This window comes from Pseudomonas mediterranea CFBP 5447, from assembly GCF_000774145.1.
Lineage (GTDB): Bacteria > Pseudomonadota > Gammaproteobacteria > Pseudomonadales > Pseudomonadaceae > Aquipseudomonas > Aquipseudomonas mediterranea.
Genome location: NZ_KN322987.1, coordinates 1,174,472 through 1,195,332 on the forward strand (window position 1 = coordinate 1,174,472; position 20,861 = coordinate 1,195,332).

18 protein-coding genes and 1 pseudogene are annotated in these 20,861 nt (G+C 63.4%); 2 read left to right on the forward strand and 17 right to left on the reverse strand.

Going from position 1 to position 20,861, the window contains the following annotated elements; translation table 11 throughout:
* Positions 1 to 24: 24 nt before the first annotated feature.
* Positions 25 to 261, reverse strand: coding sequence for an HP1242/YdcH family protein (locus tag N005_RS25030; RefSeq protein ID WP_047703636.1), 237 nt, complete (start codon positions 259 to 261; stop codon positions 25 to 27).
* A gap of 216 nt (positions 262 to 477) precedes the next feature.
* Here N005_RS25030 and N005_RS25035 point away from each other — a divergent pair, with 216 nt between their 5' ends.
* Entirely contained in the window at positions 478 to 999 is a 522-nt protein-coding gene (locus tag N005_RS25035; RefSeq protein ID WP_047703637.1) for a DUF4142 domain-containing protein, read from the forward strand.
* Between the two features lie 72 nt (positions 1,000 to 1,071).
* On the opposite strand, the gene N005_RS25040 is transcribed toward N005_RS25035, so the two are convergent.
* From N005_RS25040 to N005_RS25110, 15 genes and pseudogenes are all read right to left on the reverse strand, one after another.
* The gene (locus N005_RS25040; RefSeq protein ID WP_047704154.1) at positions 1,072 to 1,341 is read right to left on the reverse strand and encodes a hypothetical protein; all 270 of its coding nucleotides are present in this window, start codon (positions 1,339 to 1,341) and stop codon (positions 1,072 to 1,074) included.
* A gap of 96 nt (positions 1,342 to 1,437) precedes the next feature.
* Entirely contained in the window at positions 1,438 to 3,549 is a 2,112-nt protein-coding gene (locus N005_RS25045) for a hybrid sensor histidine kinase/response regulator (protein ID WP_081993352.1), read from the reverse strand.
* A gap of 272 nt (positions 3,550 to 3,821) precedes the next feature.
* Entirely contained in the window at positions 3,822 to 6,920 is a 3,099-nt protein-coding gene (locus N005_RS25050; RefSeq protein WP_197678628.1) for an error-prone DNA polymerase, read from the reverse strand.
* Positions 6,896 to 8,317, reverse strand: a complete 1,422-nt coding sequence (locus tag N005_RS25055; protein WP_047703640.1) for a Y-family DNA polymerase — start codon at positions 8,315 to 8,317, stop codon at positions 6,896 to 6,898. Before N005_RS25055 ends, N005_RS25050 begins: the two co-directional genes overlap by 25 nt.
* Before the next feature lie 7 nt (positions 8,318 to 8,324).
* Positions 8,325 to 8,954 (reverse strand): translesion DNA synthesis-associated protein ImuA, encoded by a 630-nt coding sequence (imuA, locus tag N005_RS25060; protein WP_047703641.1) that lies wholly within the window; start codon positions 8,952 to 8,954, stop codon positions 8,325 to 8,327.
* Positions 8,954 to 9,571, reverse strand: coding sequence for a transcriptional repressor LexA (gene lexA, locus N005_RS25065; protein ID WP_047703642.1), 618 nt, complete (start codon positions 9,569 to 9,571; stop codon positions 8,954 to 8,956). Before lexA ends, imuA begins: the two co-directional genes overlap by 1 nt.
* Positions 9,572 to 9,793: 222 nt before the next feature.
* Positions 9,794 to 10,063: pseudogene (locus N005_RS25070) on the reverse strand (DUF971 domain-containing protein); the annotation flags it as partial.
* On the reverse strand, positions 10,060 to 11,022 hold the full coding sequence (locus N005_RS25075) for a HEAT repeat domain-containing protein (RefSeq protein ID WP_047703643.1): 963 nt from the start codon (positions 11,020 to 11,022) through the stop codon (positions 10,060 to 10,062). The gene N005_RS25075 and the pseudogene N005_RS25070, both read right to left, overlap by 4 nt.
* Positions 11,019 to 11,864, reverse strand: coding sequence for an ABC transporter ATP-binding protein (locus tag N005_RS25080; RefSeq protein ID WP_047703644.1), 846 nt, complete (start codon positions 11,862 to 11,864; stop codon positions 11,019 to 11,021). The genes N005_RS25075 and N005_RS25080 overlap by 4 nt, the downstream gene beginning before the upstream one ends.
* Positions 11,864 to 12,646: an ABC transporter permease gene (locus N005_RS25085; RefSeq protein ID WP_047703645.1), complete on the reverse strand. Its 783-nt coding sequence runs from the start codon at positions 12,644 to 12,646 to the stop codon at positions 11,864 to 11,866. Before N005_RS25085 ends, N005_RS25080 begins: the two co-directional genes overlap by 1 nt.
* Positions 12,647 to 12,774: 128 nt before the next feature.
* Positions 12,775 to 14,178: an ABC transporter substrate-binding protein gene (locus N005_RS25090; RefSeq protein ID WP_047703646.1), complete on the reverse strand. Its 1,404-nt coding sequence runs from the start codon at positions 14,176 to 14,178 to the stop codon at positions 12,775 to 12,777.
* Between the two features lie 236 nt (positions 14,179 to 14,414).
* On the reverse strand, positions 14,415 to 14,660 hold the full coding sequence (locus tag N005_RS25095) for a 4Fe-4S dicluster domain-containing protein (protein ID WP_047703647.1): 246 nt from the start codon (positions 14,658 to 14,660) through the stop codon (positions 14,415 to 14,417).
* 24 nt (positions 14,661 to 14,684) lie between these two features.
* Positions 14,685 to 16,430, reverse strand: coding sequence for a fumarate reductase/succinate dehydrogenase flavoprotein subunit (locus tag N005_RS25100; protein ID WP_162843609.1), 1,746 nt, complete (start codon positions 16,428 to 16,430; stop codon positions 14,685 to 14,687).
* On the reverse strand, positions 16,427 to 17,179 hold the full coding sequence (locus tag N005_RS25105) for a GntR family transcriptional regulator (RefSeq protein ID WP_047703648.1): 753 nt from the start codon (positions 17,177 to 17,179) through the stop codon (positions 16,427 to 16,429). The genes N005_RS25100 and N005_RS25105 overlap by 4 nt, the downstream gene beginning before the upstream one ends.
* A gap of 90 nt (positions 17,180 to 17,269) precedes the next feature.
* Entirely contained in the window at positions 17,270 to 18,313 is a 1,044-nt protein-coding gene (locus N005_RS25110; protein WP_047703649.1) for an AraC family transcriptional regulator, read from the reverse strand.
* Between the two features lie 205 nt (positions 18,314 to 18,518).
* Between N005_RS25110 and N005_RS25115 the strand changes: the two genes are divergently transcribed.
* The gene (locus tag N005_RS25115; protein WP_047703650.1) at positions 18,519 to 19,463 is read left to right on the forward strand and encodes a SphA family protein; all 945 of its coding nucleotides are present in this window, start codon (positions 18,519 to 18,521) and stop codon (positions 19,461 to 19,463) included.
* A 133-nt stretch (positions 19,464 to 19,596) separates the two neighbouring features.
* Here the strand turns inward: N005_RS25115 and N005_RS25120 are convergent, their stop codons facing one another.
* The gene (locus N005_RS25120; protein ID WP_162843641.1) at positions 19,597 to 20,805 is read right to left on the reverse strand and encodes a DSD1 family PLP-dependent enzyme; all 1,209 of its coding nucleotides are present in this window, start codon (positions 20,803 to 20,805) and stop codon (positions 19,597 to 19,599) included.
* Positions 20,806 to 20,861 lie beyond the last annotated feature (56 nt).

Genomic DNA, 20,861 nt, shown 5'->3' on the forward strand with positions numbered 1-20,861 from the left:
AGATAAAGCCCCCGCGCCTTCAGGTTACTTGCGCAAGTGCTCCATGATCTCGTCCTTTACCTGCAATCGTTTCTTCTTGAGCGTCTCCAGGGCAACGTCGGACAGTGCGGCGGACGTCGGCTTCTCGGCGTCCAGCACCTCGGCGTCAAGCTGGGAGTATTTTTGAAGCAGCGAGTCGAGTCTTGGATTTTCGCTGCGCTTTTGCTGGATGTGGTCTTTTTCGCACTTCAGATCCTGGCACAGATCATGGGGCACCGGCATGGAACACCTCCTTTTGGTGGATCAGTGACAAGCGCCTTTGAGGGCGCCTCGATCATCAGGATGGCCTTGCCGGCGGCCTTCTGTCGACCGTCAATCCGACCAGCGGTGACCGTTCGTCGTACCGTATCGCTTTGCGATCAAACCTTTACCCATACGCCGCTCTCCATTGAACAGTGACACTCAAGATCACTTGTACAACCTGTACGGAGAATAACTATGGACGGATTTACCCTGCGTCAACTCGGCCTGGCAGTTGCCCTGAGTACCAGCATGGGCATGGCATGGGCCGCGAGTTCAAACGACTTTGTCGACAACGCGGCGGCCGGTGGCATTGCGGAAATCGAAACCAGCAAATTGGCGCTGGAAAAGAGCGCATCGGCGGACGTCAAGGAGTTCGCCAACAAGATGATCGCCGACCACACCAAGGCCAACCAGGAGTTGATGACCCTGGCGAAAAAACATGACATCGAAGTGCCGGACGAAACCACGCTGGTGAAGAAGGCGAAGGCCAAGATTCTCGATATGCGTGATGAGTCCTTCGATGCCGCCTATGCCAACAATCAGGTCAAGGCCCACGAAGAAACCATCACCCTGTTCAAGAAAGAAGCAGAGACCGTCACCGACGACAAGAAACCCGGCAACACCGAGCTCAAGGCATTCGCCCAGAAGATGCTGCCGGATCTGCAGCACCATCTGGATATGGCCAAGAAACTCCAGGCCGCACACCCCAGCAAGTAGTGTTTCCTGGCAGTACTGGAAGTATGAAAAGGCTCGCCTCCCAGGAGGACGAGCCTTTTTTGCGCAGGTCGATCAGCCGCCGTCGGTGTCGATATCGGCGTCCGTGTCATCGCCGGACTTCGGCCGGTCAGGCTCGGGCTTGAAGCCCGGACTGAAGGTGTTGTCGTTTTCCTGGTGGTGTTTTTTCTGATCGACCTCCTCCGCAGCGCTCTGGGCCTGGTCCGCACCAGCCGGGCTGACCGGCTTGGCATCGGGCAGTTGCGGATCGATGACCGGGTCGTTGCGGGGTGACGGGGTCTGCGTCTGACCTGGTTGCGCAGTGTTTGCACGATCGTCGTTCATGGGCACCTCTTCATGACAGAGGCCGGGGTGATGACCGGCCTTGATCATTCGAAGGGAACGCAACGGCTTCGGTTCCATTTGTTTGTGGCAATGCGCTCAGCCACCGAGCACCGACCGGACCATACGGGTCAGCGCATCCGGCCCGTAGGGCTTGCTCAGCAGATGGGTATCGGGACTCAGTTGATGGTTGCGGGAAATGATGTCCCGTGTGTGACCTGAGGTGAACAGCACCGGCACCGGGGGCGTCTGCACCTTGGCCCAGGCCGCCAGGTCGGAACTCTTGATCAGGCCGGGCATGACCACGTCGGTGAAAATCAGGTCCACCTTGGCGCCTTCGAGCAACAGCTTCATGGCCGCGTCGGCATTGGCGGCGGTGAGGGTTCGATAGCCGGACTGTTCGAGCAACTCCACCGATGCACTGCGCACCGCATCGTTGTCCTCCACCACCAGGATCGTTTCATGCCTGCCGGGCTGGGGCGTGTAGTCGTGGGTCTGTTCACCGGCTTCAGGCTGGTAGCTGCGAGGAAAGTACATCTGCGCCCGCGTGCCCTTGCCCATGTCGCTGGCGATCTCGATATGCCCGCCGCTCTGCTTGACGAACCCGAACACCATGCTCAGGCCCAACCCGGTGCCCTGGCCATCGGTCTTGGTGGTGAAAAACGGCTCGAAAACCTGTTTGAGAATATCGGGCGGCATGCCTATGCCACTGTCAATGACCGACAACCGCACATACTCACCCGCCGGGATCCCTTTGCCGGCACAGGACGCTTCGTCGAGCACGATGTTCTCGCCCAGTATCTGGATGGTGCCATCGCCGCCCATGGCATCGCGGGCGTTGATCGCCAGGTTCAGCAGGGCATTTTCCAACTGGTTGCGATCCACATGGATGCACCAGGGTTCGTCGGGCAGGGTCACATCGATCCGGATGGTCTCGCCCAAGGCCCGTTGCAGCAATTCCTCCAGGTCGTCGTAGATGCGCCGGGGGTTGTAGACCGCCGGCGACAGCGGCTGGCGACGGGCAAAGGCCAGCAGTTGCGATGACAGCTTGGCGCCCCGCTCCACCGCCTCGATGGAGGCACTGATCCTGCGTTGCACATTGGCATTGTCCGGCTCGTGACGTGCCAGCAGGTGCAGGTTGCCGGCAATGACTTGCAGCAGGTTGTTGAAGTCATGGGCGATGCCGCCGGTGAGCCCGCCAATGGCCTCGAGCTTCTGCGACTGGCGTAACTGCTCTTCGGCCGCCAGCCGCGCCTGGACCTCATCGGCGACCCGCTGCTCCAGGTCACGGGTGAACCTGAGCAACGATGCTTCGGCAATCTTGCGTTCGTTGATGTCAATCAGCACACCGGGGAAACGCAGCGGCCTGCCCAACGCATCGAACTCGCATCGACCGCTGGCCTGCACCCATAGGTCATCGCCCTCGGGGCGACGTATCCGGTATTCGGCATTGAAGGCCGACCCTGTACGCAAGGTCAGTTCAATGCGTTGCTTGACCTCATCAACGTCATCGGGATGAACACGCTGGCGGGCAACCTCGATCGGCAAGGCCTCCAGTGGCGTGTCTGGTGGGTAGTCGAACGTGCGGGCAAAACGCTCGTCGCCGGACAGGGTGTCGGCCTGGACATCCCAGACAAACGAGCCGAGCAACGGCCCGGCCGAAAGGGCCAGCTGGATGCGTTCATTGACGGCGCGATAGCTGCGTTCCGCTGCCTGGCGAGCCCGCTCGGACAAAACCAGCTCGGTGGTTTCCACGACAATTGCCAGCACGCCGGCCGGTGCCTGGTCATCGTCGGGCACGGGGCTGTAGAAAAGGTCCATCCAGACATCTTCGGGTTTGCCATCACGCAACAGGACCAGTTCCTTGCTGCGATAGGACAACGTGCCTCCGGCCAGGCATACGTCCAGCACGTGACGATTGAACTCGGCCACTTCCGGCCAACCCAGCTCTACCGCACACCCCAACAGATAAGGATGACGCCCGCCGGCGAACTCGGCGTAGGCATCGTTGTAGATCATGAAGCCCTGGCGACCCCACAACATGACCATCGGCAAGGGCGAAGCCAGCAACACCTGGACGGCACTGCGCAGGCTGGCGGACCAGTGTTCGATAGGACCCAGTTCGGTCTGGCGCCAATCGTACGCCCGGATGCGCCGGGCCATTTCACCGTCCCATCCGGGACATCCGTGAGGCTGGGATAAGAACTCCATGGGCGACTCTGAACCTCGAATGGCTGCGGGGAATCGCCTATCGCGAGCCCCTTGTGCTCAGACCTTCGAGCGCGAGGTTGGCATTTGGTTTCATGCTGGTCGGTTCACATTCTCACCGTGGCGAGGGAGCTTGCTCCCGCTCGGCGGCGCAGCCGTCGTAAATCGGTTGATGCGGTCTGCCTGAAGGATTGCGCCAACCCATTTTGGGGCTGCTGCACAGCCCAGCGGGAGCAAGCTCCCTCGCCACAGGTTGCTGTGATACGACAGCCGTGTCAGCGAAAATCGCGGCTGCGCACGTTGATGCCCGCCAGCAACCCGGTCAGGTCGCTCAGGCGCCCGGCAATCAGATGACGGACTTCGCCGACACTTTCCCAGCGCCCGTCGACCCGAAGCAATTGCGAGCCCACCAGGACTTTGCGCTGGCGCTCCGCCAGGTCGCGCCAGACCACCACGTTGAGGTTGCCGAACTCATCCTCCAGGGTGACGAAGGTCACTCCACTGGCCGTGCCGGGGCGCTGGCGACCGGTGACCAGGCCGGCGACGCTGACGTTGCGGCCATGCTCCACCTCCTGCAATTCCCGAGAGCTGCGACAGCGTCGGGCACGCAGTTCAGGGCGCAGCAAGGCCAGCGGATGAGGGCCCAGTGTTGTGCCGAGGGTGGCGTAGTCGGCAAACAAGTCCTCCCCCAGCGAGGGCTTGGGCAGATTCACCGGCGGCTCCTCCTGACTGGGCAAACCGGCAAACAGACCCAATTGTTTCTGCACGCCGGCCACTTCCCAGCGTGCACGATGGCGATCACCCACCAGGCCACGCAAGGCCCCGGCGTCGGCCAATTGCGCCTGGGCCCGGGCATCGAGTTGCGCGCGCTCGCCCAGGTCGGCCACGTCAGTGAATGTCCGCTGCCGACGAGCCGCCTCGATACGCCGGGCGTCGTCTTCACGAAAACCCTTGATCAGGCGCAAGCCCATGCGAATCGCCGGTTGCCGACCTTCCTGGGGTTCGAGACTGCAATCCCAATCACTGGCGCGCACGTCTACCGGACGGATCTGCAATTGATGCCGGCGGGCATCCTGCAGGATCTGGTCCGGGCTGTAGAACCCCATGGGCCAGCTGTTGATCAGGGCGCAGGCGAACGCCGCCGGCTCGTGGCACTTGAGCCAACTGCTGGCGTAGGTCAGCAAGGCGAAGCTGGCGGCGTGGGACTCCGGGAAACCGTAGTTGCCGAAACCCTTGATCTGCTCGAAGATCTGCGCGGCGAACTCTGGAGTGTAGCCGTTGCGCGCCATTCCCTCTGCCAGGCGTAGACGGTGTGGTTCAAGCCCGCCGTGACGTTTCCAGGCGGCCATGGAGCGACGCAACTGGTCCGCTTCGCCGGCGGTATAGTCGGCCGCCACGATGGCGATCTGCATGACCTGTTCCTGGAACAACGGAATGCCCAGGGTACGTCCGAGCACTGTCTTCAATTTTTCCGAAGGATAGGTGATGTCCTCCTCTCCATTGCGCCGCTTCAGGTACGGATGCACCATGCCGCCCTGGATCGGCCCCGGGCGCACGATCGCCACTTCGATCACCAGGTCATAGAAATTCTTGGGCTTGAGCCGGGGCAACATCGCCATCTGCGCCCGTGATTCGATCTGGAACACACCGATGGTGTCCGCACGGCTGATCATCTCGAAGGTGGCGGCATCTTCACGGGGCAGACTCGCCAAGGTGTATCGCTGCCCCCGGTAGTGCTGGATCAGATCAAAACACCGGCGAATCGCGCTGAGCATGCCCAGGGCGAGGATATCCACCTTGAGCAGCCCGACCGCATCCAGGTCGTCCTTGTCCCACTGAATGATGGTGCGCTCGGCCATGGCGGCGTTTTCCACCGGCACCAGGGTGTCCAGGGGCTGCTGGGAAATCACGAAGCCGCCGGGGTGTTGGGACAGGTGCCGGGGAAAGCCGATCAGTTGCTGGGTCAGGCTCAGCACCCGGCGCAAGATCGGGGTGTCCGGGTCGAAACCGCCCTCGCGCAGACGCTCCACGGGGGGTGCCTCGTCGCTCCAGCGACCGCAACAGTCGGCCAGCGCATTGACCTGATCCGGCGGCAGGCCCAAGGCCTTGGCGACGTCCCGCACCGCCCCGGCGCCGTGGTAACTGCTGACCACCGCCGTCAGCGCCGCGCGATGGCGACCGTAGCGCTGGAAGACGTATTGCAGCACCTCTTCGCGGCGCTCATGTTCAAAATCCACGTCGATGTCCGGCGGCTCGTTGCGCTCTCGGGACAGGAACCGCTCGAACAGCAGATTGGTCTGGCTCGGGTCGATCTCGGTGATGCCCAGGGCATAACACACCGCCGAATTGGCCGCCGAACCACGGCCCTGGCAAAGAATGTTGCTCTGGCGGGCAAAGCTGACGATGTCCTGCACGGTGAGGAAGTAGCTGTCGTAGCCCAGCTCGGCGATCAATTCCAATTCTTTGTCGATCTGTTCCCGGACCTTATCGTCCACCCCTTTTTTCCAACGCTCGCGCATGCCCCGCTGGGTCAGTTCCCGCAGCCAGGATGCCGGATCATGCCCCTCGGGCACCAACTCACGGGGGTATTCATAGCGCAACTGACCCAGGTCGAACGTACAGCGCCGGGCGATCGCCAGGGTTTCATCGAGCAACCGGCGGGGGTAGAGATCGGCCAGATCCTTACGGCTGCGCAGATGGCGCTCGCCGTTGGGGTGCAGGCGCTGGCCGGCCTCGGCCACCGTGACGTGATGCCGGATGGCGGTCATGGTGTCCTGCAAGGCACGACGACCGCGCACGTGCATGTGCACATCGCCGGTGGCGACGGCAGGCAGCGCCAGGCGGTCCGCCAGCGCCAACAAGTCGGCCAGGCGACGCCGGTCGTCCTGGCCGCAGTGCAACTGCACCGACAGCCACAAGCGCCCGGCGAAGATCGACTGAAGCCAGCGGCCCTGCTCCTCGACGTCGTTGCCATCGGGCACCCACAGTGCCAGCAACCCCGGCCAGGGCTCGTCGAAGTCTTCCCGCACGATCCGATAACGGCCCTTCTCGCTGCGGCGGCGGGCTCGGGTGATCAACCGGCACAAGGCTTGATAGCCTTCGAGGTTTTCCACCAGCAGCACCAGTTTCGGACCGTTTTCGATCTGGATCTCGCTGCCGACGATCAACGGCAGGTTCAATTCCTTGGCCGCTTGCCAGGCCCGCACGATGCCGGCCAATGTGCATTCGTCGGTGATCGCCAGGGCCCGGTAGCCTTGCTGGCTGGCCCGGCGACACAGTTCCAATGCGCTGGAGGCCCCACGCTGGAAACTGAAGTTCGACAGGCAATGCAGCTCGGCATAGTCGACGTTCATGCGAACCAGCCCTGCAACCACAACGGCCCGCCCTCGCCCACCGGTCGATAGGCCCAGCCCCGTTGGCCCGCACGGGTTTCGACCAGGTAGTAATCGCGGCGCACGTCCGCGCCGTCCCACCAGCCGGTCTCGATACGTTCCGGGCCCATGAGGACGCGCGCCTGGCCTTCCGGCAATGCCTGGGGCTGGTCCAGCAGCCAGCCGGGACGTTGCACAGCGCTGCGCACCGGACATGCCTGGGGCCGGGGCTGAGGCGTCATCTGCCAGGCGCACTCAGGCCGATGGTCGTCGCGAAACCCCAGGCCCTGCACCGCATCGTCCCCCAAGCGTGCGCGCAACCGCTCCCGCAGTTGCTCCCAGGGCAAGGACTGCTGGGGACGCTCGTCGAACAGCTCCAGGCGCTGGGGCACGAAACTCGGCAAGTCTTCGGCACACAAGCGAAAGCCACGCACCGGCGCCTCGACCTGCACCTGTTCCAAACGACCACGGGCCAGTTCGAAGAGCATCGAAGGGTCCCGTTCGGCACTGAGCAGGCCGACCTTGATAATCGTGTCCGGCAACCCGGCGTGCTCCAGGTGCAGGTCAAATCGCTGCACGCCACTGTCGCGACCGCACAGGAAGGCCGACAGGTCACCGGTCAACCGGCGTAACGGGAACAGCAGCGCCTGATGGGACTGGACGTCGTAGTTGAGTTCGATGCGCACATCGAAACGATCCGGCGGCAGGTAGAACGACAGCGCCAAGGTGCGACTGCCGATCAATGCGTCGAGGTGCTTGAGGACCTGGGCCTCGAAGCGCCGAGCCAGCGTGTGCCGGGACAAGGCCTGGACCTGTTCCAGGCAGCGCAACCCCATGCGCGACAACGCCGTGGCGACGTCGGCAGGCAGACCGATCCGATCCACCGGCATCTGTCCCAGGCACTGTTGCAGGCGCTCGGCATCCGGTACCACCAGGGCATCATGGGCATTGGCGAGTACCCGCGCCGCCACCGGGTTCGGGGCCGCGACGATGCGATGACGGAAGCCCAATTCCGTCAGTTCGGCCCGCAGCCGTGCCTCGAAGACCGGCCAGGGCCCGAACAGGCCCAGGCTCGACTCGATCTCGAACAGCACCGTGCGCGGGTAATGCACACTGACCTGGGAACTGAACCGGTAAGCCCAGGCCGCCAGGAACTGTTGCCAGTGCTCGATCTGCGCCACGTCGTATTCGGCGGTGGCAAAGCCTTTGCTCAGGGCCTGGGCGGCGGTCATGGTCTGGCCGGGACGCAGGCCCAGGGCCCGGGCGGGGTCGTTGACCGCTTGCAGCACCCGACGCTGGGCCGGGCCGGTCAACAGCGCCAGTGGCTCCTCGGGATCGGGGCGCTGACGCAGCGCGGCGTCCAGCGCCAATTGCGGAAAGAGAATGCAGACCCAACGCATCGCAACCTCAATGCCCTGTTGGCGCGGCGTGAGCAAAGGCAATCGGTGCCGACCGGACCAACCCGCCCCGGCATTTAAGCACCCGCAGTTGCCCGGGCCCGGCATCGATGGCAATGCGCAGAGCCGCTGGCGATGGATTGATGGCTTCCTGGATCGGGCGCCAGGCGAATGCCAGGGTCTGGCCGGTTTCCGCGGCCACTTGCAGGCGGCGCAAGGCACGATCGTCCGCCTGGCGCGGCCAGCACAGGACCGCCCCGCAACTGCCCGAACGCAGGCATTGTTCAGTGGCCCACAGGGCATCGCGCTCATCGGCCCGGATCACCGACAGTTGGCTCAGGTCCACCCCGGCGCTCTGCCAGGCCTGGGGATAGGGCACGAACGGCGGTGCCACCAGCACGATCCGTTCTCCTTGCGCAGACAGTCGTGCCAGGGTCGGCCACACCAGTTGCAACTCACCCAGGCCCGGCGCGGCAAGGAGGATTTCCGTCAGCGCCGCTTCAGGCCAGCCGCCACTGGGCAACGCCGCGTCCAGCGCGGCATGGCCGGTGGGTTGCGGGCTGGCGGCCGGAGGCGCAGGCCGACCTTTCCAGACCTGGCCGCCATTGAACAGCGTGTCCAGCGCAACGACCGCGCCCATCAGCCTTGCCTCAACAGGCCACAGAACACCCCTTCTATCGCCAGGTCCTGGTCGGCCTCGACGATGATCGGCTGATAGGCCGGATTGCGCGGCAGCAAGCGCACCCGCTCGCCGACTCGCTCGAAGCGCTTGATGGTGACTTCACCGTCGAGCCGCGCCACCACGATTTGTCCGTTCGAAGCCTGGGGCGTGCGCTGGACACCCACCAGGTCACCGTCGAGGATGCCGTCGCCGATCATCGAGTCACCCTGGACCCGCAGCAGGTAATCCGGCGCCCTGGTGAAAATCGCCGGGTCCAGCATCAGGCGGTCGTGGACCTCGGCATCGGCGCCGATCGGCCGGCCGGCGGCCACTCGCCCCAGCACCGCCACGTCCAGCAGCTCGGGACGCGGCGGCTGGTTCAGCAAGCGGATGCCCCGGGCCTGGTGTGGATTGACTTCGATAAAACCGGCTTCGGTCAACGCCAGCACATGCTTGCGCGCCACGCTGCGGGAGGCGAAACCGAACGCCTCGCTGATTTCAGCGAGGCTGGGAGGCTGGCCCTGCTCGGCGATGCGTTCGCGGATGAAGGTCAGGATGGCGGAGCGGCGGGGAGTGAGAGTCGTCATGGAGTACATTTGTACTCCTGTCGGTTTTTTCTGACAAGCGCCGCCAGTCAGTTCACGGGCTGGGCAGTGCCGCCGCTATCGCGAGCAGGCTCGCTCCCACATTTGTCTTCAGCATCCACATACCCATGTGGGAGCGAGCCTGCTCGCGATAGCGGTGGGTCGGCTTGCATTGATGCTGAATGGGCCATCGTCATCGCGAGCAAGCTCGGCTCCCACAGAGGGCTCAGTGTTCAGTCCAGCCAGGTAAGCCCACGGATAAATCCCGCGCTCATGCCCATCACTGAAGACCAACTGAACCCCATACCCCTGGGCATTGACTTCAACCACCCGAATCCGCGAATCCACCAGGACCGCCAGCCCTTGCAGGCGAAACGCCCGGCACTGGGAGCAGGGGCACTGGCGGCGCAGTTCGGCGTGGTCCAATCGTTGCTCGCGACCATCGGGCCAGCTCAAGCGCAATTGCCCCTTGCCTTGGGCATTGCCAATCGCCAGCGGATTCATCGCAGCTGCTCCAGGGCAATACGCACGGCTTTGCGCACTTCGGGATCGCCATCGTCCTGGGCAGCCTGCAAGGCCGCAATGGCACCTGGATCATGCAACTCGCCCAACGCCAGGGCCGCCTCCTTGCGCAGGTTGCTGATGCGATGCCCCAGGGTGTCAATCAAGGGCTGCAACGCCGGTGCATGACGCAAACGGCCAAGGCTACGGGTGGCCCGCAGGCGCACTTGCCAATAATCGTCAGCCAGGGCATCGATCAGGGCCGGGCCGGCCTCGCTGTGGCCGACCTTGCCCAAAGTGGTGGCCGCCTCTTCGCGCACCGACCAGATCGGGTCGCGCAGCGCCCGGCACAGCGCCGGCAAGACCTGTGGGTCCGAAGCCAGGCCCAGGGCGCCGGTGGCGGCTCGGCGCACTTCGCTGTCGGGATCGTCACTGGCAAGCCTTGCCAGCGCCGGCAAGGCGTCGAGGTGCTTGAGCCAACCGAGCACCCCGACGGCCTCGCGGCGCACGCCGGCATCGCTATCGGCCAGGGCCGCGATCGCAGCCGGTGCTGCGTCCACCAGGCGCAACTCGCGCAAGGCCCTGAACGCGGCGACCCGCACGCTGACATCCCCATGGGCGACCCAGGGCAGAATCACCCTCCCCGCCGCCTCGCTCTTGAGCAGGCTCAGGCTCTGCGCGGCAGCGCTCTGTACGGTTGGAGACGGATCGGTCAGGGCGCGGCACAAGGCCTCGACCACCGCCGCATCTTCCCAGGCCTCAAGCAGGCGCGCCGCTTCGGCCCGCACCTCGGCACTGGGATCCCGGCCCAGGCGATCCACCAGCCACGACAGGCCTTCGGGCTCCTCAAGATCAGCCAGTTCAATCAAGGCAATACGGCGCACGCCGGAATCGTCGTCGGTCAGTCGCGGTTGCAGGAGCAGAATGTCGTCGTTATCGGTGCTTTCGAATAGAGAGGTCATAAGGCAAATCGCGGCAAGGAGGTTTCAGGAAGCCCGAGAGGATTGAGGCGCGGCAGTTGCCGGCCCTCTTCATGGCGCAGCAGCTCGAGGCAGTGGCGTTTCAAACGGGTGAACTCGGGGTGGGTCACCAGCTCCGTCGTGCGTGGTCGGGCAAAATCCAGCCGCAGGTCCTCGATGATCCGGCCGGGGCGCGGACTCATCACCAGCAAGCGGTCGGCCAGGAACAGCGCCTCATCGATGTCATGGGTGACGAACACCACGGTGGTGCGGATGCGCGTCCAGATATCCAAGAGCAGTTCCTGCATGCGCAACCGGGTCAGGGCATCCAACGCGCCGAAGGGTTCGTCCATCAGCAACAGCCGTGGGCGATTGACCAGCACCCGGGCGATTTCCACCCGTTGCTGCATCCCCCCGGAGAGCTGATCCGGCCAATGCCCGGCAAAGCCTTCCAGCCCCACCAGCGCGAGGATTTCATCGGCGGCGCGGTATCGCTCGGCCTTGCCGAGGCCGCGCATCTTCAGGCCGAAAGCCACGTTGTCGCGCACCCTGCGCCAGGGAAACAACGTGTGCTGCTGGAACACCATGCCGCGCTGGGGCGACGGACCGGACACCGACACACCGTCGACATCCAGGGTGCCGGTACGCGGTTGCAGGTGCCCGGCCAAGGCGCCGAGCAAGGTGGATTTTCCGCAGCCGGACGGGCCCAGGACACAGACGAACTGGCCCGCTTCGATCTGGCAATCGAGACCCTGGACGGCTTCGAACGCCTGGGCTCCCGTGCCAAGGACAATGGACAATTGGCGGATATCGATGCGCCCTTCGGGCGTTTGCATGACACTCATCAGGCTTTTCCTCGGGGTCGATGCCAAGGCGTGAACAACCCGCCCAGGCGCTTGATCAACACACTGCTGCCCATGCCCAGGACACCGATGAGCAGCATGCCGACCACGATGTCGGCGTAGTTCTGCACGGTGTAGGAAGCCCAGGTGTAGTAGCCGATGCCGTACTGGCCGGCGATCATTTCCGCCGTCACCAGGCAGAACCAGGACGTGCCCATGCCGATGGCCAGGCCGGTGATGATGCTCGGTGCCGCACCCGGCAGGATCACTTCCTGCAGGATCGCCCGGCGCCCGGCCCCCAGGCTTTTGGCCGATGCGATCAACCGCCGGTCCACGCCTTCGACGCCATGCACGGTGTTGAGCAGGATCGGAAACAACGCGCCGGTGAAGGTGATGAACACCATCGACAGTTCCGACGAGGGAAACATCAGGATTGCCAGGGGAATCCAGGCCACTGCCGGGATCGGGCGCAGGACTTCCAGCGGTGGCAACAACAGGTCTTCCGCCCATTTCGAGCGACCGATGGCGAGGCCCACCGCCACACCGATCAGCACCGCCGCGCCATAACCGGCAAAGACCCGGCCCAGGCTGCTGCCCAGATGCCGGGCGAGATTGCCCGATTCCCCCAACCCAAGCGCGGCCTGGATCACGGCCAGTGGCGGCGGGACGTTGGCGAAGGTCACCAGGCCAAGATCCCAGTGGCCATTGGCGGCGAGTTGCCAGAACAGCAGGCAGAGCAGTAATGAGGCGGCTCGGGGGAGCCAGCGCAGGTAAGATCGATTCACAATGCTTCCTCTCGACCGAGATCCCTGTGGGAACGAGCCTGCTCGCGATGGCGTCAGATCAGTTGAAATTGATGTGACAGGGACACCGCCATCGCGAGCAGGCTCGCTTCCACAGGTCATTTGGCAGGTTATCGGGTGGCTACGGCTTGGGCCGTGGCTTCGCTGAAATCCAGAATCCTGCCGCCCTGCTGCACGGCGAACTGCTCGGCCTGCCCCTTGAGCAGGAACGCACTGAGCCGCCCTTTGCCATCACTGGCGAACCACGCCTGCTCGGCCAGCAACTTGATCCCGCTGTCGCTGGCCTGGGCATAGACCGCACGGATGCCCTTGCCTTCTTGCTTGAGGCTCGCCAGGGCGACGAAAGCCGATTGCGCCGAGGCGTAGTGACGTACTTTCGGCTCGCCACGCACCCAGATCTCGGCCACGCGGCTGAAGTCGGTAATCGCCTGCCCGGTCGAAGCATCGGTGCCGCTCAACGGTGTCCGGGCGTAGTGCCCCAGTTGTGCGTCGTAATCCAGGTTCGAGGCCTTGAATGCGGCACGGATGTACCGGTCATCGATGAACGTATTGAGGTCCAGGCCGCGATCGGCTTTTTTCAGCAGCTTGAGGGTGTCGATGGCGGTGCCGACGGCTTGCCGGTATTCCGGCTTCCAGGTCAGGTCACGGGTCTGCACGCCCAACGGTCCGTGGAACAGATAATTGACCTCGGCATCCACCCCCGTGACCTGGGCGATCAGCTCGCTGTACTTCTCTGGCTCTGCGGCCAGCAACTGGTTGGCCTCGAGGGTTGCACGCAGGTAAGCGACGACGATTTCCGGGTATTGCCTGGCATAGGCCTGGTCCACCAACGCCCCATGGAACGTCGGCGCGCCGGCCTGGGCACCGTCGTAGATCTTGCGGGCGAAACCCCGGCTGGGGAACAATTCGGCGAACGGCACGAAGTCGGCGTGAGCGTCGATCTTGCCGGCCTGCAAAGCCGAGCCGGCGACTTCCGGCGGCTGGGCGATGATGTTCACATCCTTGAGCGGATCCCACCCCTGGGCCGCCACGGCACGCAGCAACATGCCGTGGGCCGTGGACGCGAATGGCACGGAGATCGTCTTGCCCTTCAGTTCGGCCAGCGACTGTACCCCGGACGCGCTGGGGACGACGATGCCATTGCCACTGCCCTGGATGCTGCCTGACAGCACGCTGATGAACAGGCTGTGCTTACCGGCGGTTTCGAATGCCACGCCGTTGAATGCGCCGGGGAAATCGGCCATGGCACCGAAGTCGAGTTTGCCGGCGACCATCTCGTTGGTCAGGGGCGCACCGCTGGTGAAGTTCTTCCACTGGATCTCGTAGCGGGCGTCTTTATAGGCGCCGTCATGGGGCAGGTATTTGTCCAGCAGGCCCAGCTCACGGATCAGCAACCCGCCGGCGGCGCAGTTGATGGTGGTGTCCTGGGTGCCGATGGCGATACGGATGGTTTCTGCCTGGGCAGACAAGGTCAATGAAGCCAGTACCAGACCGGCCAGCGCTGCACGCAACATGGGGATTCCCCTCGAATCATGTATAGGAGGTTCGTCTCCGCCGTGATCTGTGCACGGTGGGAAACGAGGGGTGTTTTTGGATCGGGCGTCCGGGGGTGGCCGGATGGCTTTGTAGTGGCTGGGCTGGCCCCATCGCGAGCAGGCTCGCTCCCACATTTTTCTTCAGCGTTCACAGATTCGGTGTACACCACACATCCCATGTGGGAGCGAGCCTGCTCGCGAAAGCGGTTCTGATGTCAGCGCAGCAAGTAAGGAATCTCCACTTTCACGGCACCGGTCGGGCAGTCCTTCTCGCACGGCATGCAGTACCAGCATTCATCGAATGCCATGTAGGCCTTCTGGGTCGCCGGGTTGATCGCCAGCAGGTCCATGGGGCAGGCATCGACACACACGGTGCAACCTTTGTGGGCGATGCATTTGTCCTCGTCCACGGTAACGGGGGCATTGGAGCGGAAGAAGATTTCCTGGGGTTGATAAGCCATGGGCGTTCTCTCTGGGTGGACGGTTCACGCCGCGTCGGCGCCGACTCGCAGCCGGTCGTAAGCCTGCAGCTCTTCGGCATCGAGGGCGATGATGTAGGGCTCGACAGGTTTCTTGAACGAGGTCATCGCGCCGTCGTCGCCCTTCTTCAGATGACAATGGCAGAACCACTCGCTGTCGTTGCGTTGCGGGTGATCGACCCGATAGTGGTACAACCCCCAACGGCTTTCGGCTCGAAACAGCGAGGCCCTGGCGGCCATTTCGGCGCAGTCGCGGATCACGCTGACCTCCATGGCGCGCATCAACTCGTGAGCGTTGTGGGCCTTGATCTGGTCCAGGTCGCGCTGGATGTCGCTGAAGCGTTGCAGGCCGATCTGCATTTTCTTGGTGACCTTCGGCGGTTGCAGGTAATCGTTCACAAAACGCCGCAGCTTGTATTCCACCTGGGCCGGCGGCAGGCCGTGTTCGCGCGTCAGCGGAGCGTAGACGCGGGCTCTTTCCCGCTCGATCTGAGCGGCATCCAGCGCCGAGAAATCCTTGCCGGCCACGAAATCCGCCGCGTTGTGGCCGGCAAACCAGCCGTAGGTGAACGCCCCGAGCATGTAGTTGTGCGGCACTGCCGCCATGTCGCCGGCCGAGTACAGGCCCTTGACCGAGGTCTCGGCCCGCTCGTTCACCCATACGCCCGAAGCCGAATGGCCGCTGCAGAAACCGATCTCGGAGATGTGCATTTCCACCATCTGCGTGCGGTAGTCGGTGCCGCGGTTGGCGTGGAACTGGCCGCGGCTGGGCCGCTCGTTGCTGTGCAGGATGTCCTCGATGTTCTGGATGGTTTCCTCGGCCAGGTGATCGAGCTTGAGAAACACCGGGCCATTGCCGCCCTCGAGTTCCTGGTGGAACTCCCACATCATCTGCCCGCTCCAGTAGTCGCACTCGATGAAACGCTCGCCCTTGTTGTTGGCGGTGTAGCCACCCAAGGGACCGGTGACGTAGGCGCAGGCCGGGCCGTTGTAGTCCTTGATCAACGGGTTGATCTGGAAGCACTCCAGGTTCGCCAGTTCGGCACCGGCATGGTAGGCCATGGCATAGCCGTCCCCGGCATTGGTGGGGTTCTCATAAGTACCCATCAGGTAGCCGGAACTCGGCAAGCCCAGGCGACCCGCCGCACCGCAGCACAAAATGACCGCCTTGGCCTTGATCACATGGAAGTCGGCGGTGCGGCAATCGAAGCCCATGACGCCGTTCACCGCGCCCTCGGCATCCGTCAGCAAGCGGGTGCAGACCAGCCGGTTGGTGATGCTCACCCGTGCCCGTTTCAACTGGCGATAGAGGACTTTCTTGATGTCGTGCCCTTCCGGCATCGGCAGCACATAGGCGCCCATGTGATGGACCTTCTTCACCGCATAGTCGCCGGTTTCGTCCTTCTCGAACTTCACGCCCCAGCGGTCCAGTTGCTCTATCGTTTCGAAACTGTGGGTCGCATAGGCGTACACCGCCGCCTGGTTGACGATGCCGTCGTTGGCGATGGTGATTTCCTTGGTGTACTGCTCGGGTGTCGAATGGCCGGGAATGATCGCGTTGTTCAAGCCGTCCATGCCCATGCTGATGGCGCCGCTGCGTTTGACGTTGGCCTTGTCCACCAACAGCACGCGCAAATCGCGATTGCGCTCCTTGGCCTTGATCGCCGCCATGGGTCCGGCCGTGCCGCCGCCGATGACGACGATGTCGTATTCCTGTTCCAAAATGCTTCCAGTCACAGCGCTGTCGGTCATGCTTGTGTCCCTTTCTGCCGGTCGATCCGCAAGCGGTACTGGAAAGCATCGCCGCGGTAATAGAGATGTTCGAAATCCAACGGTCGGCCATCGGCGTCGTGGGTCAGGCGCTCGATGCGCATGATCGGCGATCCCGGCTCGACCTCCAGGGCCTGGGTCAGATCGCTGTCGGCCAGCACCGCATCGATGGCGAGGTCGGCGTGCCCCAGGCTCAAGGCACAGTCGTTTTCCAGGATCAGGAAAATGTCGCGGGTCACCAGGTCGGCTTTTTCCAGGCGTTCGCCGAGGGCCTTGGGCAGGTAGGTGATTTCCAGGGACACCGGCTCGCGGTTGATCAGTCGCACCCGTTTGATCTGCGCCACCGCCTCCCCTTCGACCAAGCCCAGGCGCTCGGCCACCTGTTTGTCCGCCGGAATGAATCTGAAACTGCGCAGGCGGTTGATCACCTCGAAGCCGCGCCCGGTCATGGATTCGGCCAGGCCCTGGAGGGTGCTGACGTTCTGGAACGTCTTGGGCTTGGCGACGAAGGTGCCTTTGCCGTGGATCTTGAAAATCAGCCCTTCCTTCTGCAGATCCCCGAGGGCCTGGCGCACGGTGATGCGGCTGACGCGAAACAGCGTACCGAGCTCGCTTTCCGAAGGCATCTGGCTGCCCTGGGGGTATTCACCGTCGAGGATGCGCGCGCGCAACACGTCGCGCAGTTGGGTGTGCAGCGGAACGCTGCTGAGGGCAAGCACGTTGTCGGACATGGGGCTGGATCACTTGTCATAACGAGTTATGACGTGATCTTAGGGAAGCCGTCCAAGGCTTGAGAAATACTGTTTGGACATAACCTTAGATTAGAGACGTGCGTCGACACCCTCGCTGCGAAACGCACTGGGGCTCATCCCGGTCCAGCGCCGGAAGGCCCGGCGGAAACTGCGCACGTCGCTGTAGCCGACCTCTTCGGTGATGCGCTCGATGGACAGCTCGGGGTTGGCCAGCAAGCTCAGCGTCCGGCCGCGACGCACCTGTTCGAGCAGGGTCTCGAACGTCAGGTTGTGCTCGCTCAGGCGCCGGCGCAGGGTGCGGCTGCTCATGTTGAGGTCGCCGGCTATTTTCTCGATGTGGCTACCCCGGGTCAGGTCCCGGGCAATCGCCCGTTCCACCGCCTGGATCAGGTCGATCTTCTGGTGGACCTCGGCCGCTTCCTGCTCCAGCAAGGCCAAGGCTTGACGCAAGGCCAGCGGGTGATGATTGGGCAGGCGCACGTCCAGCCAGCGGACATCGATCAACATGCGGTTGTATCGGCAACCGAAACGCACATCCGGTCCCAGAATCCGTTGGTACTCCAGGATGTAGGACGGCGCCGCGTGCATGAACTCCACGGCCTGGGGCCTGAAATCCGGGCCTGCCAGCGCCCGCCCATACACCATCAGGCTGGCGAAGAACTCTTCGACCGCAAACACCTGGACCTCGGCGAAGGGCAAACGGCAGGTCGCGTCGACCATGATCCGCTCGGCAGTCTCTTCGACACTGGTCACGGCGATGCCGCCGGTGGTGTGCTGGTAACGGATCCCCAGGGCGAAGGCATCGCGCAGGGTTTCGCACAGCGACAACACATGCCCCAGCAGACCGAGGGTGCCAAGCACGTTGCGGTCGCCGACCCACAGCCCCAGCCCCTGGTCCGGCAACAGCTTGAGTGCCCGTTGAATCATGACCACGGCCTGGCGATGGGAAATGCGCTGGGCGGGATCCTGCAGATCATCGAGGCCGAACCCCAGGCCGCGACACAGGCTGGCGGCGTCGAAACCTTTGTCCGCGACGACTTCGGCCAGGGTCTGCAGCAGGAATGGCGAGACCAGCGCCAGCTCAAAAGTGGGGTCGATGACTTTCATCTGCATGGCGGGTTCCGGGACACGTTAGGTGGCGTTTTTGTAACCGGTTGTTTCATAAACGTTAGCATGCCCCCAAGGAAAGAGGTGGGCGAAATCTGGCCGCCCAAGTCCCCTGTGTGGCCGCCAATACCCTGCCCTGCCGGCCGCGAACGGCTTATTTGTATGGCTCGGACCTTCGGTGTACCTCCAACAATAATAATGAGCGCCTCACATGAACCCGATCCGCACGACGTTCGCCTTGCAAATGACCCTGGGCCTGGCTTGCAGCTGCGCGCTACCGGCCCTTGCCACCGAAAACGGAGTCGACAACATCGGCCCCGGCACCGACGGCTTCTTCGTGTTGCCACTGGAGGTCGACAGCCTTCCGGACAACATGGTCGCGTTCAACCTCTACTACAACCATTACAAAGCCCGGACATTCAACATCAGCTCGTTGGGCGGCAAGGTGCCGGGGGTGGAGATCGAATCCACGGCGGTGATTCCGCGCATCGACTACCTGAGTCCACTGCGATTCGCCGGCGGGCGCCTGGGGATCTATGTCGCCCAGCCCTGGATCAAGCAGGAAGTCGCGCTGTTCGGCATGAGCGACACCCGTGAAGGCATGGGCGATACCACCATCTCCCCTATCGTGCTCTGGGACATGGGCAAGAACCTGACCCTGGCCGCCGCCGTGGAAATCACCGTGCCCACCGGTGAATACAGTTCCGATCGACTGGCCAACACCAGCAACAATTTCTACACCTACAAACCGCTGTTTTCCTTCACCTGGCTGCCCACGGAAAACACCGAGGTGTCGATGAAAACCACCTACAGCTTCAACGAGAGGAACAAGGACACCGACTACCGCTCGGGGCAGATTTTCCACTTCGATTATTCCGCCAGCTACCGGTTGACCGACAACCTGAGGGTGGGGCTCAACGGCTACTACCTCAAGCAGACCACCGATGACAAACAGTTCGGCCACACTGTGCAATTCGCCGGGCAGGACGTGGACGACGGCGTGCGCGGCCAGGTCTTCGCCATCGGCCCGGCGCTGCACCTGACCTTCCTCAAGTACGCCAGCGCCGAGATCCGCTGGGCCAAGGAATTCGACGTGGAGAACCGCCCCGAAGGCGAGATGCTCTGGGCCAAGTTGAGTATTCCGTTTGAGTTATAAGCACCTCTTCTGATCGTTCCCACGCTCTGCGTGGGAATGCAGCCAGGGACGCTCCGCGTACCAAGAGCCAAACGCGGAGCGTCCGTTGAGGCATTCCCACGCGGAGCGCGGGAACGATCACTACCACAGTGGATCAGCCATAGACCGGCCACGCCTCGACAATCCGCCCCCCACGCACCGCCAGCAGATCCCCGAACTGCAGCAGCACCGACTCGACCTGGGTCGGCCTGAGGAACACCTGGTCCTCCACGGCCAGCCCCACCGCCTCGGAGCCGTTGGCCATTTCCTGGTTGGAACTGCGGCCATAAAGACTGTTGCTCTTCAGGCCGGATGGGGATTCGAAATCGGCCATCCAGTTGCCACCGTAGAGGAAGAACGTCTCGCGCTGGTTCACGTCCCACCAGGAAAAGATACGCGACTTGTCGTCCAGCGCCGGAATGTTCACCGCGCCGGTGCGCTTGAGCACCGGGGTCGCAATGTAGGCCGCCGGCACATGTTCGCTCAGGGACGGCAGGTCGTAATGACTGGGCTTGAGCATGGCCGTGCCCACCGACACTTCGCTACTCAGGCGTTCCTGTTCATGCAGACGATAACTGGGACTGCCCGCCGTGTTGAGGGTCAGGCCTGGGTGCCACAGGTCGGGGTAGCGCAACCGGACGAAATCCACCCGTGCGGTGTAGATCGCCATGACCCGCGCCAGCAGTGTTTCAGGGCTTGCCAGCAGCTCGGGCACGCCCATGCCCACGAACGGGTCATAACCCATGAAACCAGCGAATTCCAGTTGCGCCGGATGAGCACGGATCAGCTTGAGCATCGCGTCCAGGGTCGCGTCGTCGGCCACTCCACCCCGGTGCAAGCCGACGTCCAGTTCAATGTTGACCCGCATGCGCGTGCCCAGCCCTTGGGCCAGGGCCTGGTATTGCTGGACGCGCTCGGGGGTATCCAGCAGCCACTGCAACTGACGCGACGGGTCGAACGGCCCTTTGTGGAGCTGATAGAACAGCTCGGCGGAACGCACCGGCAGCGGTTTGCCCAGCAGGATATCGGCATCGGGGAACTGCATTGCATCGTGGTTGAGAAATGGCTGGTGAAACGACATCAACCGCCGGGTCTCGGCCCGCTCGCCGATGTACTTCAGCAATTGGGGCGAAGGCAGGGACTTCTCCACCAGCCGCAACTGCTTGCCCGCGCGCCGGACCGAAGCTTTCACCACGTCGATGTTGTGATCGAGGCGATCCAGGTCGATCAGCATCACCGGACGCATCGGGCCATGGGCCTTGAGCTCGCGATTCAATTGACGGAAATAATCACTGTACGGTCCGCCCCGGTCATCCGGTCGCAACCAGGCCCCGACACCGGCCAGCAACACCCCGGCGCCCAACGTGCCCTTCAGCAAAC